This is a genomic window from Acetobacter sp. (assembly GCF_047721705.1).
Lineage (GTDB): Bacteria > Pseudomonadota > Alphaproteobacteria > Acetobacterales > Acetobacteraceae > Acetobacter.
Genome location: NZ_JBDNXK010000006.1, coordinates 12733 through 27557 on the forward strand (window position 1 = coordinate 12733; position 14825 = coordinate 27557).

General features: G+C 58.4%; 13 protein-coding genes. 2 read left to right on the forward strand and 11 right to left on the reverse strand.

Annotated elements, in window-relative coordinates; all coding sequences use genetic code 11:
• Positions 1-116: 116 nt before the first annotated feature.
• From ABF824_RS01915 to ABF824_RS01930, 4 genes are read right to left on the reverse strand one after another with little or no spacing between them, the layout of a single operon-like run.
• Positions 117-713: an HAD family hydrolase gene (locus ABF824_RS01915; RefSeq protein WP_415486134.1), complete on the reverse strand. Its 597-nt coding sequence runs from the start codon at positions 711-713 to the stop codon at positions 117-119.
• On the reverse strand, positions 713-1183 hold the full coding sequence (locus ABF824_RS01920; protein ID WP_415486135.1) for a hypothetical protein: 471 nt from the start codon (positions 1181-1183) through the stop codon (positions 713-715). The genes ABF824_RS01915 and ABF824_RS01920 overlap by 1 nt, the downstream gene beginning before the upstream one ends.
• 14 nt (positions 1184-1197) lie before the next feature.
• Positions 1198-2337 carry a DegT/DnrJ/EryC1/StrS family aminotransferase gene (locus ABF824_RS01925; RefSeq protein ID WP_415486136.1) on the reverse strand — a complete coding sequence of 380 codons (1140 nt, stop codon included), beginning with the start codon at positions 2335-2337 and terminating at the stop codon, positions 1198-1200.
• A gap of 13 nt (positions 2338-2350) precedes the next feature.
• Positions 2351-4360 (reverse strand): polysaccharide biosynthesis protein, encoded by a 2010-nt coding sequence (locus ABF824_RS01930; protein WP_415486174.1) that lies wholly within the window; start codon positions 4358-4360, stop codon positions 2351-2353.
• Positions 4361-4572: 212 nt separating this feature from the next.
• On the opposite strand from ABF824_RS01930, the gene ABF824_RS01935 reads away from it, so the two are divergent.
• Both ABF824_RS01935 and ABF824_RS01940 read left to right on the forward strand, forming a co-directional pair.
• Positions 4573-5481 (forward strand): isopenicillin N synthase family dioxygenase, encoded by a 909-nt coding sequence (locus ABF824_RS01935; RefSeq protein WP_415486137.1) that lies wholly within the window; start codon positions 4573-4575, stop codon positions 5479-5481.
• 113 nt (positions 5482-5594) lie between these two features.
• Entirely contained in the window at positions 5595-6650 is a 1056-nt protein-coding gene (locus ABF824_RS01940) for a UDP-phosphate alpha-N-acetylglucosaminephosphotransferase (protein WP_415486138.1), read from the forward strand.
• A 95-nt stretch (positions 6651-6745) separates the two neighbouring features.
• On the opposite strand, the gene ABF824_RS01945 is transcribed toward ABF824_RS01940, so the two are convergent.
• The 7 genes from ABF824_RS01945 to ABF824_RS01975 form a co-directional block, all read right to left on the reverse strand.
• A complete protein-coding gene (locus tag ABF824_RS01945) occupies positions 6746-7192 on the reverse strand; it encodes a hypothetical protein (RefSeq protein WP_415486139.1) in 447 nt (148 codons plus the stop codon).
• A 193-nt stretch (positions 7193-7385) separates the two neighbouring features.
• Entirely contained in the window at positions 7386-8909 is a 1524-nt protein-coding gene (locus tag ABF824_RS01950; RefSeq protein WP_415486140.1) for a PepSY-associated TM helix domain-containing protein, read from the reverse strand.
• A gap of 289 nt (positions 8910-9198) precedes the next feature.
• Positions 9199-9465, reverse strand: coding sequence for a hypothetical protein (locus ABF824_RS01955; RefSeq protein ID WP_415486141.1), 267 nt, complete (start codon positions 9463-9465; stop codon positions 9199-9201).
• Positions 9466-9479: 14 nt separating this feature from the next.
• On the reverse strand, positions 9480-11750 hold the full coding sequence (locus ABF824_RS01960; RefSeq protein WP_415486142.1) for a TonB-dependent siderophore receptor: 2271 nt from the start codon (positions 11748-11750) through the stop codon (positions 9480-9482).
• A gap of 249 nt (positions 11751-11999) precedes the next feature.
• Complete coding sequence (gene nfsB / locus ABF824_RS01965) at positions 12000-12653, reverse strand: oxygen-insensitive NAD(P)H nitroreductase (protein ID WP_415486143.1); 654 nt, start codon at positions 12651-12653, stop codon at positions 12000-12002.
• A 147-nt stretch (positions 12654-12800) separates the two neighbouring features.
• Complete coding sequence (locus ABF824_RS01970; RefSeq protein WP_415486144.1) at positions 12801-13238, reverse strand: MarR family transcriptional regulator; 438 nt, start codon at positions 13236-13238, stop codon at positions 12801-12803.
• A gap of 159 nt (positions 13239-13397) precedes the next feature.
• Positions 13398-14813, reverse strand: coding sequence for a leucyl aminopeptidase family protein (locus ABF824_RS01975; protein WP_415486145.1), 1416 nt, complete (start codon positions 14811-14813; stop codon positions 13398-13400).
• Positions 14814-14825 lie beyond the last annotated feature (12 nt).

The window sequence follows — 14825 nt, forward strand, 5'->3', positions numbered from 1 at the left end:
CCCACTTTCCTCTGGTCGCTCCGGTATCGGCAGAACCGGGGGCAACGCCATACACCAGCAGTCACCAGAAGCCAGACAGGTCATCGGCGCGCCACATGATGCACAGCAGGTTTTCATCAGGCGATCGCCTGAAAATCCGACCAAGACCGCACATCTTTTGCGGACATACCAGCAGCATGCGCAGCTTCCAACCCCTCGGCGCTATCTTCGAACACCAGACACGCTGCGGGCTGCACGCCAAGACGTGCCGCCGCGAGCAGATAGATATCGGGGGCAGGCTTGGGCCGTGTGACGTCTTCAATGGTCACAATGGCATCAAAAATATCCAGCAGACCGATGGCGGCCAGAGACGCTTCGACCACTTCGCGCGAGCCGCTGGAGGCCACGGCCATCGGCACACATCCAGCCCACTCTCGGGCCAGCGCCACAACCGGCACGTTGCCTTTAACGGTTGGAAGACGCGAACGCACGCCTTCACGCGTCGCGGTCATGATGGCGGCCCGATCCAGAGCAACGCCCCGTTCCTTTTCGAGCGCCGACAGCACCATGCCTTCCGAATAACCGCGGCGACTGAAGAACCACTCCGGCGATACATCCAGTCCGCCCTTGGCCTTCAGTGCCTCCAGCCATGACTGGAGATAAAGCGGCAAACTATCGACCAGCGTCCCGTCGCAATCGAAAATCAGTGCCTGCGTATCAGCCGGCACCTGCATCAGGGGAACGCCGAACGGGGAAACACATGCCCGTCGGCCAGCTTGCGGAGAGGATCGAACTCCTTGTCCGGGAAACTTTCTGTCCGCACCTTCGACCCGTCCGGGGTTTCCACAAACACCGTATTGTTCCAGTCCGCCGCGCTGATTCCGGTCCAGAGGGTCAGCACGATCGGGTCCGATTTGCCGTCCTTCGTGCCTTCCAGTTCCAAGCGGGCATCGCCACTCGAGGGAGGCGTCTGGCTCAGCGGTCCCCAGCCCTTGGTGTGATTCTTGAGCCAGTCATTAACCATCGCCACCTCGCCCGGCGCCAGTGCGCGGGAATCCCGCATCGGTCCCACCACGATCTTGCCAGCCGTCACTTCCGGGAAGCTGACGGCCACAAAATTCGGCAGGGCGGCCATCCAGATCACCGCCGCCGTTCCTATCGTGAACGCCAGAAAGGTGATGATGAACGCGGTTTCCTTCCTCATACTTCGTCGATCCTTCAGCCACGCACAGCGGCGATCACACGGGCGACCTCCGCATCTGTCAGTTCCGGGTGGATCGGCAGAGCCAGAATCCGCTGCGAAAGCGATTCGGAAACAGGCAGTGCCACACCGTCATGATGGGGCTGATAGGCCGGTTGGTGGTGCAACGGCAACGGATAGTAGATCGCAGAGGGCACACCAGCCGCCTTCATACGCGCCTGCGCTGTCACCCGTTCCTCCGAATTCTGGAACAGGATCGCATAGATTGCCCATGCGCTCTGACTATCCGGCACGCGAGCTGGCACCTGCACCACGTCCTTCAGTCCGGCATCGTATGCCTGCGCAATGGCGTCACGACGCGCCAGTTCTTCCTTGAATCCGTCCAGCTTGGCCAGCAGCACGGCGGCCTGCAATGTATCGAGACGACCGTTCATGCCCGTGCGCAGCACTTCGTAGCGGGTTTTGCCCTCACCATGCGTACGCAACGAACGGTAAAGCTCAGCGCGGTCCGCGTCGTCCGTCAGGATCGCGCCGCCATCGCCATAGCCACCCAGCGGTTTGGAAGGGAAGAAGGACAGCGTGCTCGCCACGGCTTCAGCGCCGAGATTGCGACCGTGATAGGCACCGCCAAAGGACTGGGCACAGTCATCCAGCAGGAACAGATCATATTCCTTGGCGATTGCCCGCAACTCGTCCCAAGGTGCAGGCTGGCCGAACAGATCCACGCCAACGATTGCACGCGGCCGCAGAATACCGTCCTGAAGCACCTTTTCGATCCGCTGCCGCAGATTGGCCGGATCGATCTGGAACGTGTCCGGGTCCACATCCACGAATACAGGCGTCGCACCCAGCACCAGCGGCACCTCGGCCGTCGCCGTATAGGTGAACGCAGGCAAGAACACGGCGTCACCCTCTCCGATGTTCTCGCCCATCATCACGATCTGCAAGGCATCCGTGCCGGACGACACACCCACGCAATGACCGACGCCGGACCACGCCGCGAGTTTCTCCTCTAGCTCTGTCACTTCCGGACCGAGCACGAAGCGGCAATGCTCCAGAACCGCATCGATTCTCTGCTTCAGCGGCGCGCCCAGACGGCGCTGCTGCGCGGGAAGGTCAAGAAAGGCGATCGGCTTCACGCCATCCGTCGTGGTCATGCTGTCCCCCTGGTCATGAAGTCAAAATCTCCCTGTCCCGATCCGCACCCGGCACGACTCCGCGCGCCTCTCCGGTCGCATTGTGATCGAATTCCGGCACGAGCTGTTTGAGAACCGCAATGGCTTCTGCCGCATTGCCGGCATGTGCCAGCGCGGCAAGACGCTCCAGCGCCGCCGTGACCTCCACCTGATCGACCACACGCGGCGCGGCCATCAGCAGCCCCGGCGCATCGGTCGGTACCGGCGCCTCCCGTCCGTGAAACAGCTCTTCGAACAGTTTCTCGCCGGGGCGCAGGCCGGTGAAATCGATTTTCACGTCTTCATCGGGACGAAGCCCGGCCAGACGGATCATCTGGCGCGCCAGATCGACGATCTTTACCGGCTGCCCCATATCCAGCACGAAAATGCCGCCTTCCCGCAGTAGGGCGTCCGTTCCCGCCACACGATCGGACGCTACGCTTTCATCCTGTTCGAAACCCGCGCTGTCCGTGCCACGGACGCTGGCCTGAAGCACAAGCCCGACCGCCTCCGGCACAGTCATGAAATAGCGCTGCATGTCGGGATGCGTGACCGTCAAAGGACCACCGCGCTCAAGCTGACGCCGGAACAGCGGCACGACGGAACCGGTCGAACCGAGCACATTCCCGAACCGCACCGTGACACACCGCAGAGGTTCACCGGCAGCACGGGCGGCAATGTCGAGCGCCTGACAGTACATCTCCGCCGCGCGTTTGCTCGCCCCCATCAGGCTGGAGGGATTCACCGCCTTGTCGGTGGAAATCATCACCAGCGCCCGCGCGCCGTGCCGCTGGGCGGCATCAGCGACGATCCGCGTTCCGACCACATTGGTCAGCAGACCCTCGCAGGCATTGGCCTCGACGATCGGCACATGCTTGAGCGCCGCCGCGTGAAAGACGAGCGTGGGTCGATACTGCGCGAATACGGCGTCGATCCGCTCCCCGTCGCGCACATCCGCCACGACGATACTGCGTGACAAAGAGGGAGTGATCTCGCTCAGCTCGATATCGATCTGCCACAGCGCGAACTCACTGTGGTCCAGCAGCACAAGGTGAGACGGGGCGAAACCTGCGATCTGGCGCACCAGTTCCGAGCCAATACTGCCTCCCGCGCCGGTGACCACCACGACCTGATCGCGGATCATCCGGTCCATGCCTGCCCGATCAAGCGGCACTTGTGGCCGATTGAGCAGATCCTCGATGGCCACAGGCCGCAGTTCGATCTTCTCCGCTGGCGTGAGCGCGGTCAGCACCGGCGCACGCATGACGTCGATGCCGTGCGCCTCTGCCGCTTCCAGCACGCGGCTCAGTCCTTCCCCCCGGAAATTCGGATCGGTGACCACCAGCGTGTCAGGCAGCGCATTCCGACGCGCCATACCATCAAGAAGAGCAGCAATGTCAGTTACATGACCAAGAATCGGCACATTGTGGATGCGCCGTCCTGCCTGATGCGTTCCAAGCCCGATCAGTCCCGTGACTCGCACCCCCGATTCCGGATTGCGATCAAGGGCCCGGAGATAGAGGTCGGCAATCTGATCCGCGCCGACCAGCACGATGCGTCGCTGCACCACACTCCGGCGGGTGATGCCGTTGCTCAGACGATAGGCCATTCTTAACCCGCCGAGCATGGCGGTGAGGGTCAACGCGTAAATGATCGGAAAGGTCGGGCTGGGCAGTGGAAAGCCGGTAACGTACAGACCGCACGTGAACAGCAGTGAACTGGCGATGGAAGCGCCCGCAATGCCCAGCAGGTCGGAAAGACCCGAGAAGCGCCAGTATTGCTGCTGCATGCGGAATGGCACGCCGCTGACAATGAGGGTGATCGCCCCACCGGCAAGAAACCAGAGCGGATGCAGGAGGCCGTCCCGCGGCGCAGCCAGCCAGCGCGCGACAGGCGCAGCCACGGCGGCAAGGCTGCCGTCAAGGGCGACATTGACCAGTATCCGGTTGAGCGGCCGCAGCCGGGTGCTTTTCGGCGCGGCGTCCGGCGGGCGTTGCGGGACCATCACGCTCGCCGTATAGCCCACCAATGCGTCGGCTAGAAGGCAGCTGGACAAAGGTTTTTTGCATTTCTTCTTGGTGTCGGCAGTCAGCCTGCCGGGCTCAGACCATTTTATCCGCTGCTCTTTTTCGCTAGCGTGAGCTGGTTTCGATTTTGAAATGGAGGCCAGACTGCACGCAGCACCCTTCCTTTCCATCCCAGAAGAGCGCCCTGCCCATGACCACGATCCCCGTCATCGACATCACGCCGCTCCGCTCCGGCACGGAAGCCGAACGCGCGACCACGGCGCAGGCCCTTGGCCAAGCCTGCCGTGAGACCGGCTTCTTTTATATGCAGGGCCACGGGGTCGCATCCGATACGATGGAGAAGATGTTCGCGGCATCGCGCCACTTCTTCAGCCAGTCTCCCGAAGCCAAGGATGCGCTGGCAATGCGCCATCTTGGCAAGAATCGCGGTTATGTCGGACTGGGTGTGGAGCGTCTGGATACGAGCTCCCTCCCCGACCGCAAGGAAGCGTTCAACCTCAATCGTGACGAGGAAGGCACGCTCTCAGCCTGCCCCGATCTGCCCGGCTGGCGTGCCCTGATGGAAGAATACTTCAAGACCTGCCTTGATCTCGGCGCCATCCTTCATCGCGGCTTCGCCCGCGACCTTGGTGTGGCTGAGGATTTTTTCGTCGATAAATTCCAAAATCCGCTCGCGACCCTGCGTCTGCTTCACTACCCCGCGCCGGAAAGCTCGCAGGAAGCTACCGGCCCCGGTGCCGGAGCACATACGGATTATGGCAATGTGACGATTCTGGCGGTCGATGGCGTATCGGGCCTGCAGGTGCGCCCACGCGGACAGGAATGGATCGACGCACCGCTGATCCCCGGCACATTCATCTGCAATATTGGCGACTGCCTGATGCGGTGGAGCAACGACGTCTACACCTCCACGCCGCACCGTGTTCTGCGCCCTGCCGCCGAGCGCTATTCCATAGCCTTCTTCCTCGATCCGGACGCGGACGCCCTTGTCGAGCCAATCGTGACACAAGCGGACGACAAGCCGCACTATCCTCCCATCACGGGTCATGACTATCTACAGGAACGCCTGAACGCGACCTACGGACATGCGAAATCCTGACACCGATCATGAGGGATTGTTGCGGGCACACCCTGCGCGCCCTATAGCCACTGCTGTATCGGCTTGATGCGCGCGAAGCCGAACCTGTCTTTCTCCCCGTTCCGGCTTTCAGCATGTCTCAACAGTTTCTTTCCCTCGGCCTCCTGATTCTTGCTTACGGCATCTCCGCGTTGCTGTGCCGCCGGATGATCGCCGTCGCGGTTCTCGACACGCCGGGTCATCGGAGCTCTCACAGCACTCCCACACCCAAAGGCGGCGGAGTGGGTGTGGTCGGCGCTTTTCTGATTCTGTTCTTTCCCATGCGGCATATGTGTGGACTGGCAGCCTTCACGCCGGATGCCGTTGCCCTATGGGTTGCGGTCGCCCTTCTCGCTGCGGTGTCATGGCTCGACGATGTCTATCAATGGCGACCGACCATAAAGCTCGCCGCTCAGATCGTCGCCGCGCTTCTGGTCGCTGCCGCCACGTTGCCGCTTGGCAGCCTCTCCAGTTCGACTATGGTGATGGCGGCATTTGTCCTGGCCGTGACATGGACTGTTTTCGTCACCAATGCCGTCAATTTCATGGATGGCCTTAACGGACTGGTCTCCGGCTCGCTCTGCCTGACCTTCCTTTGCCTCGCCCTACCGTTCTGGCCTTCAGACACGGTGGAACTGCGGCTGTCCGCAGCGCTTTTGGCTTTTGGATTACTGGCGTTTCTTCCATTGAATTTCCCACGTGCCCGCATCTTTCTTGGCGATGTCGGCAGCCAGCCCTGTGGTCTGCTGGTGGCCACGGCAGCGCTCTTCCTCGCTACCCCTGATATCGCACCAAAAATACCGGACATTCATACGGGCCTGCTCGTGCCGTGCCTGACCGCGGGCTTGCTGTACGATGTGGCCTTCACACTCATCCGTCGCGGCTGCATGGGCGAAAAGCTGCTTCAGGCACACCGGGGGCACCTCTATCAGATCGCCTTCCGGTCAGGCATTCCAATGCCAGTCGTATCACTGCTGCACTGGGGATTTGTTCTGTGGGGGGGCGCAGCCTACGCGCTGTTCTCCCTGCCCGCACGGGAGGCAGCGTTAAACGGCGATCTGCTGACCGTAGCGCTCGTGATCCTGCCGCAAGTGCTGTGGACAGCTTTCGTGGTTCTGCGCGTTCAGCGTCACCCTGTTGGACGCTGGTAAGGTTCGTACGGACCAAGCAATAGAATCAAATAAAAAACGGGGATCTTGAGACCCCCGTTTTTTCGTCACGGCATATTTTGCCGTCACGATAGCTCTTATTTAAGTGGCTCGAATGTCAGGCCACCTGCGCCTGCCGAGAGACGCGCACCCTTGGAATCACTTTCCAGCTTCAGGCGAACGCCGTTCTTGTTTTCAAGAACCGCTCCTCCCAGGCCAGAGCCCAAAGTCGCTTCACCATGAGTCGAGGCGAAAGTTCCCGTCATGTCGGCCACACGGTGCAGGTTGTAGACCGTGCCCTTGCTCTCGGACTCAGAAAAACCAACAGCGGCGATCTGGCCACCCGTCACCTTGTAGCGGTACACCTTGCCATTGAAGGTAAGGCGGGCGTCACCCCACGTATAACCGACGCCGACATCGGCCGATTTGACCTTGATGCTGATCGTGCCCGAAGGCTTGCCAAGCGCCGATTCCGCTGCCTGAGCAGGCATCGTGAAAACGGCAGCAGAAAAAGCCGCAACTGCGGCCAATGGAGCTAAACGCATTACTGCACTCCTGAATATGTTTCCGACAAAACCAGAAATGGTGGTCGTGAAGAGTTGTGACCATTGTAACGCACGATCATCATGCCGGTTTCGCAGATCATTGAAACATGTGCATTTTTCTCCGCAAAGAAGGTTCAGAGCGCATAAGGGTTGCGCAAAAAGGATGCCCTTTTTTCACCGCATTGATCTTCCATCACGCCAGTCGCCGCATTTTCAGCGGCACGAGAAGAAGCCCTGCCGCCAGCAAGAGTGCGACGGTCGCCACTGCGACCGATGTTCCATCGTGCAGATGCCATTCCCGCGTCAGGGCGACCGTCGCCAGAAGCGCGTTACTGATGCCCGCGATCGTGAAGAGGGCTACTGCTTTCCGCCGAGACGGCAGCAAGCAGGCGAGCAATACACACAGTGCAAAGATCACGTAATAGAGGGTCGCAATGCTCATATAGGGCAAAAACACCGGCCAAAACGCGGCAACAGTGAGAACGGCGGCAATGCCCGTCATACAGCCGGTGCAGCAACCGATGGTGAGCGACGAGAGGATGCGCGTGCCACGTGTGTCGAACTCCAACCCGCTGGCACGTTCCCGCCGCCGCCGCGCCATGATCCAGAGCTGGTTTCCGGTATAGAAAAGAAAAGCGCCAGAAAACCCGAGAACAAGATAGCCCCACCGAACCGGCGCACCGCCATAACTGCCGAAATGCAGAGAGAAAAACGAGGTGAGAACCGCAAAGCCCGTCGGTTGGTGGCCAGGCAGATAGTCAGTCGAGATAATATGACCGGTGAGCGGGTCCATCATCGCAAACCCGACATTGGGTCCTCTCATGGGAAAACGCCTGTCATATCCCGCGACACGCAGAGTCAGCACCCCGTCTCCACGAACGGCATACTGCAATGTATTCGGCACAAAGCCCGGAGCCTGACGCGCCAGAGCAGCGACAAGCACAGCCGGTTCCAGCGGTGTACCAGCATTTTTCACTCCCTCGTCGCGCGACCTGACATGAGCGGGAAGATCCGCTTTATGAAAAAGCATTTTCTGCACGTCATAGATCTGCTCATGGAAGGCAAATACAACGGACGTCACCGCCATGACGATGTGAAACGGCAGAGAAAAGAAACCGAATACATTGTGCAGGTCCAGCCAGGCACGCCGTTTCGCTCCATCCAGTCGAACAGCGAAAAGACTTTTTTTCAGAGCAGGCAGAAACGCAATGACACCGGAAACCAGCGCAACCGCATAAGCGAGAGCCACCACGCCCATGATCGGCATTGCCACATCCTCGGAAAAAGGAAGCCCGACACGCTGATGCAACACATCAATAAAGTAGGCGGCTTCCGAAGAAGGACGTTTTTCCGTCACCAGAGCGCCATTCTGGTCAAGAGCCGCGCCAACAAAAAGTTTCGGGACGTTCCCATGTGGATCGGCTTTTTTTGACCACACCATGCGGGCCGGCTGCGTACGGCTCACATTCAGAACGATCATGTAATGCTTGCGTGCCTCCGGAAAGGCCGCAAACGCTTTGTCCATCAGTTCTGGTGTCCGTTCGAGGGAAACCGGCGCAGGCAGATGGCTCTCCACAGACAGCCAGTTCTGTACCGCCGGTTCAAACATGCTGATTGCACCAGCATAAAAAGCAACGAACAGAAACAGTGCGGTCAGAATACCGACCCAGCTATGAACTTCGCGATAAATCTCGACAATATCAGCGCGGAGTTTCATCGCATCACGTTCTTCAGAATGAGGAAAACAAGCCAGAGCAAGAGACATGAACCGCCTAGCCATCCCCATGCTTTCCGTCCACTGGAAAACAGGAAACATGAGGAGACGATCACAATCCATACGAATGCAACAACCCATAAAAGGTATTGCGCTGAAAGCGTCATTGGACTGCCCGTTGTATGACAGAGCAGTCCAATGACAGCCATAAGTCCGAAAGCCGATCCGGCTCCTGCCAGAACCCCAGCGGAAAGTTTTCCTTTCCAGGCTGTGTTATCGAGCTTTTTTGTCATCACCGACGTCCATTCCGCAGCTTCAGAAAGGAAGCCAGCACCGGCAACAGGCAGCACACAATCATTAGCAGAAGAACGATCATGAAAGATGTCGTTGCCGGAGACATGATTTGCGAAAGATAGATGACAGCGATGGTAATGAGACCTGTCCCGCCACCCACGCCTAAAAGAGCGGACAGAGGGGCAGGAAGAAGCCGTTGCTGTGAAGAGGCACAGTAAAACAGCCCCCCTGCAACCAGCGTGGCGATACCTCCAAGAACCAGCATGAAATTTCCCGGTATCACCAGCGATATTCCAGTCGCATCGTCAGACTTCGTCCCTGCCCATAATAACAGGCCGACACCGCCGTGCATGTTGCGACAAATCGTTTATTGCCGATATTTCGTACATTCGCCGAAAAAGACAGGCCATTATAGCGAGGATGCGCTTCTCCAAAATCATAACGCAGGAACATGTCGAACACTGTATAACCGGGTATCGATAGCGTATTTGCCGTATCGCCATAACTATGACCGGTGTAACGGACGCCACCGCCAACACCTGTGCCTTTGAAAATACCGTGTCTGATACGTTGATCGACAAAAAGCGACGCCATCCACTTAGGTGCCTGCGGCAGATAATTGCCGATCTGCGATCCAATATTCGATTTCGTCACCTTCGGATCGCTCCGCGTGCCGGTGAAGATCACAGCCATATCCCACGGAAGCGTTGCACGTCCTTCCAGCTCAAGTCCTCTGACACGGCCTTCGCCTGTCTGTATGAGACAGGTTGTGGTGCCACACAGTTCCCCACCCGGTGAAGGCGTGGTCATGTTCTGCTGCTTGATCTGATAGGCGCCAAACGTAACGTAAATACTCTTCTTGTATTGATAGCGCAGCCCCGCCTCATACTGATCGCCTGTAGTCGGCTTAAAGGGTTGACCATTCAGCGCAGTCGAAGGATCGGAGACCTGCGGCAGAAAAGATGTAGCGTAGCTGAAATACGGCGCTAGCCCGAAGTCAAACAGATAGACACCACCCGCACGCCACGTAAATTTATTAGATGACGTCACATATCGTTTCTGAGTGAGGATATTCAACGTGTCATCTGTCGCCCAGTCCTGTCGACCTCCAACCGTGACACGCAGGCGATCGAATTTCATCTGATCCTGAAAATAGACGCCATTCTGGGTCGAGGTCGTAGCACTGTAGACTTGAGGACTGAGGCCGCCCGCATACCCCTCCGCTCCCCTTGAGATCGGATTGAAAATATCAAGCATTGGCAAAACAAGTGCGGAATTCACAAGATCACGGGAGCTTTCCCAGTTGGTATAGAAATAATCTGTTCCGACCAGCAGCGTATGCTGCACCGGCCCCGTTCGCACATGACCTTCGATCTGCGTATCCATCGCTACGCCCTGTGAACGGCCTCGGCCTTCCACGGCACGCCGATTGACGGTCTCACCCGCCACACAGCCCCTGACCGATGGGGGACAGGCAGTGAGCGTATCTCCGCTCAGCACGGTCGCGCGATAGAGATTATCGAGATAAGTGTAGCGCACATTGTTGCGCACCGTGAGAAAACGGTTGACCTGGTGTTCCAGAAAAGATCCCGCCAAAGCCTGCGTGCGATCAAATTTGTCCCAATCCGGCTCGCCGATATTGGCGTCGTTGGAGATGTAACGCCCCTTCGAGGCAATGAGCGTGCCTGTACGCGGAAGAAACTGGAACGTCGAACCACCCGCATCGCGCTGATACTGTGCCAGCAGCGTCCACGACGAACCTGGAGCGTATTTCCATGTCAACGTGGGAGAAACATAATAACGGCCAGTCATGACACTGTTGACCTGCGTGCCACCATATTTCGCAAGAGCGACAATCCGGCCGAGCACTGTTCCCTGCTTGTTCAGTTTGCCGGACACGTCGCCCGCAGCCTGTCCCTGCCAGTTTCCAAGATCCGTATAACCCGCCGTCTGGGTAAAAAACTCACCGTGACTTTGCTCTGTTGGTTTCTTGGTCGTCAGATTGACGATACCGCCGGGTGCCGTCTGTCCATAAAGCGCGCCAGACGGACCCTTGAGCACTTCGATCTGCTGGAGTGCGAAAGGATCGAACGAGGTGCGTGTCCACTGGCCACCGGACGGCAGGCGCAATCCGTCCACAAAATTGTTGTTGGAAGAAAAGCCGCCCGCGCCGAACCCTCTGACTGAAACTTCGTCAACACGACTGTCGATACCGCTCGGCTCGGCCTGCACGCCTGCTGTATAGGCCAGCGCGTCCGCCACGGTTGGCGAAGCACGAAGTTCGATTTCCTCCCGACTGACAATGGAAATGGTCTGGGCGGACTCAATGATCGGCGTACGGGTTTTTGTGCTGGAAGTCGCATGGGAAAGACCCGTCGCCGTCACGACGATGACTTCTTCCTTTGAGCCCGCTTTCCCAGCGACCTTTCTGACCGTCGCTTTCTTCTTGATGGGCTCCGGCTCCGGCGAGGCCGCCATCGCCGCAGAACCGAGCGAAACCATGAAAGCTACAGGCACGACACTGCGTGCCAGGGAAATCGACTGGCGCATGGTTTCTTTCCGCAACACAAAATTATGCGGCGCACCTTTTGTGCAATTGCAAATCACTGTCAACTGCAAATAACAACTATACATACTCTGACACACTCAATGCAGTGTCAGAGTGATGACGAAATTCTTTTTTACATGGAAAGAAACTTGAATATATAAAGGGAATTACAAATTCCCGTCGTGCGATATCCTGATTTCCGCGAACCAGCGCTGAACCTGTTGGTCAGACGCTGGCACCGCAGATGTGTGTCAGGCGCGTGAGAAAAGCACAGCCTCAGGCAGACGCGACTTCGGCAATGTCGCGTTGAAATCACCGTCCGCGTGATAACCGAGCGAAACGATCACCGCAGGAGAAAATCCTTTCTCCTTGAGACCGAATTCCGCATCCAGCGCGGCAGGATCAAAACCTTCCATCGGTGTGGCATCCACACCCAGAAGCCCTGCCGCCAGCAGCAGAAAGCCCTGCGCGATGTAAGTCTGCTTCTGCGTCCATTCCGCGACATCGCCAGCACTTTCATGCTGCGCAACGTAGCCTGCGCGCCCCTTGCGCTGCCCTTCACGGGCCGCTTCATCCGCAAACCGTCCGTCGGCCTGCTCCTGATCAAGCACTGCCTGGAGATAATCGTCGGGCAGTTCATTGCGCGCACAAAGCACGATAACATGAGACGCATTCAGCACTTTGGCTGCGTTATAGGCGTAAGAACCCGCCGTCGCTTTGGCGATCCGTTCCTTGCCTTCCGCATTGTCAGCCACAATGAAATGCCACGGCTGAGAATTGACGGAAGACGGACTGTATCGAAGCGCTGCCAGAAGCTGCTGCACAATCGGGTCTGGAAGACGACGAGAAGCGTCATAGGCCTTGCAGGTATAACGGTGCCTGAGCGCGTCAGTCAGTTCGGTCATGATCTCTCCCATGAAGAAAGGGGCAATTATACCCGGACAGAGTGGACGCTTTGGACAGGGGCTTCAACCCAGCCTCTTTTTCAAAAACCCAATAAAAAAGGCCGTGTCCTGAAGACACGGCCTTTTCTCTGAAACTGAAAAAACGCTTCAGGCGACGCGCTTGATACGCTCTTCGACTTCCTTACGTGGTGCGGTTCCCGCTTCACCCATGATCGAACGGATTTCGCGCAGATACGCAGCACCTTTGAGGGTGCGCTGAACCAGCACGGAACGGCGATCAAGCGGATCAACCTTCCGGCGTGCCAGATCAAGCTCGCCCAGACGGTCAAGCGCACGGGTGATGGCTGGCTTGGACACATTCAGATCCGCCGCGAGACCACGCACCGTGTGGCCCTCTTCCTGCAGATAGCAGGTCAGGAATACCGCCATCTGACGTGCGGAGAGGTCCGGACCGTCACGACGCACAAGCGACACCATCGTATCGCGCAGCGTGGCAACGAGTTGGTCTGCGGTGGCATTCGTCTGTGTCTTGCCAGCGTTTCTCGCGGCAACGGCAGAACGAAGGCTGGTTTTGGCCTGAGCCATGTCTCTATTCCCTGTTGTTCTGTTACGGCAGACGGGCCTGTGCGCCCCACCTGCCTGCCGACTCATGGTCGGCGTCTCTCAATTGCTTTCACATATAAGCGATCCGCATCCGGTTTACACCCGTAACAAATGAATAGTTGCATTGCGCGATCGTTCTTTTCACGAATTTAATAAATCCGTCACCTTTAGAGCCTGAGGCAAAGCCGCATAGATCGCCCGCAACCCCATGATTTCGCCTCCTTCTGGGCGGCCCGGACGCGAAGAATCATTCCATGCGTAACTATCCACATGTACCCACCGCACATCGGCCCGGACAAAACGCTCAAGAAACAATGCCGCCGTCACTGCACCAGCAAAAGGTTTTGACGAAATGTTATTCAGATCCGCAACTGAACTTTTGAGCCAATCACGGTAACCATCCCATAAAGGCAGACGCCATAATGGGTCGGATACTTCCTGACCGGCTGCCAGCATCGCTTCGGCAACCAGATCATTATTGGATAGCAGCACGGGCAGATCGGGGCCCAGTGCCACCCGCGCCGCGCCGGTCAGGGTCGCCACATCCAGCAACAAGGAAGGATGGGCCTCGCTTGCCTCGGTCAGCAGATCAGCCAACACCAGCCGCCCCTCTGCATCCGTGTTGCCAATCTCGACTGTCAGACCATTCCGGGCCTTCACCACGTCAAGCGGACGCATGGCCGAGCCGGAGACCGAATTTTCAACACAGCCCAGCCGCACCTCCAGCCGAAGCGGCAGATCCTGCGCCATGATGAGCCGCGCCAGCGCCAGAACGGTGGCGGCTCCGCCCATATCCTTCTTCATTCTCAACATGCCCGACGAAGGCTTGATGTCGTATCCGCCGGAATCGAAGCACACCCCCTTACCGACCAACGACAGCAAAGGCGCATTCTTTTTCGCCTTCGATCCCGACCAGTGGGCCACAACCACCCGAGGCTTGCGATCCGAGCCATTCCCGACATGCGCGACGAGGGGATAGGCCTCATCCAGCGCCTTGCCCTTGATGACCTTCACCTTCGCGCCAAAAGGTGTCAGCTCTTCAACGGCCGCGTCAGCCAGTTCTTCCGGCCCGAGCAGATTGGCGGGGGTATTGATCAGGGTCCGCCCAAGCCAGATGGAACGCGCCGTCTCAAGCGCCAACCTGTCGGGTTTCGCCTCATGCAGAAGCACTTTCGGCGCTTTCTTCTCCGCGAGAGAATAGCGATAGGCACCGAGCGCAAAGCCAAGGACCGCATCGGCACGGCTGACCTCCTCGGGGAGTTCCAGGCGCCACACCCCCTCTGGCAGCTTGCCCGCAAGCCCGCCAAAAACCGTGGGCGCAATCACACTCCCTTCCGCAGGCAGCCCCAGCAGCCCCACCACATTGCCGGACGCATCAGGCACAAGGGCGATCTCTCCGGCTTTGGCCGAGAAACCCGTCATCTCTGCAAAGCGAGCCCCATTTTCGCCGACAAGAGAGGCGAGAGCGTGCCGGTCGGCAGCGCGCACGCCATGCACGACATTCACAGGACCTTTCACACTTCCCGTAACGATGCAGCCCAGACTTTTCGCGCCCATATCGCGCCCTCC